The sequence below is a fragment of the Streptomyces sp. SM1 genome (assembly GCF_002910825.1).
Classification (GTDB): domain Bacteria; phylum Actinomycetota; class Actinomycetes; order Streptomycetales; family Streptomycetaceae; genus Streptomyces; species Streptomyces okerensis.
This window is the reverse complement of the sequence record NZ_NEUB01000565.1, coordinates 1-264: the sequence shown is the minus strand read 5'-3', so window position 1 is coordinate 264 and position 264 is coordinate 1. Positions and strand designations below refer to the sequence as shown.

Annotated in this window: 1 protein-coding gene; it reads left to right on the top strand. The window is 68.6% G+C overall.

The genetic code is table 11. From position 1 onward, the window contains the following. Positions 1-141 precede the first annotated feature (141 nt). Positions 142-264 (top strand): wax ester/triacylglycerol synthase domain-containing protein (locus tag B9S61_RS42270; RefSeq protein ID WP_146064832.1); only part of this gene is annotated, 123 nt, incomplete at its 3' end.

Below are 264 nucleotides of genomic sequence, written 5' to 3'. Positions count from 1 at the left end.
TCCGCCCCTGCCGCCGCAGCGGCGGCAGGAACATGGACGTCACATGCTGTTAACTATGTGTAGCCAGATCGTACTTGACCGTAATCGGCCGGGAGCGATCGACTGCTGATCCGTTCCCGTCGTCGACGCGAGGCCCCGCCCATGACCGCAGACCCGCTCGCCCCCCTCGACCTGGCGTTCTGGAACATCGAGTCCGCCGGTCACCCGATGCACCTCGCGGCACTCGGCGTCTTCTCCGCCGGCTCGCCGTCCGCGGCGGCCCAC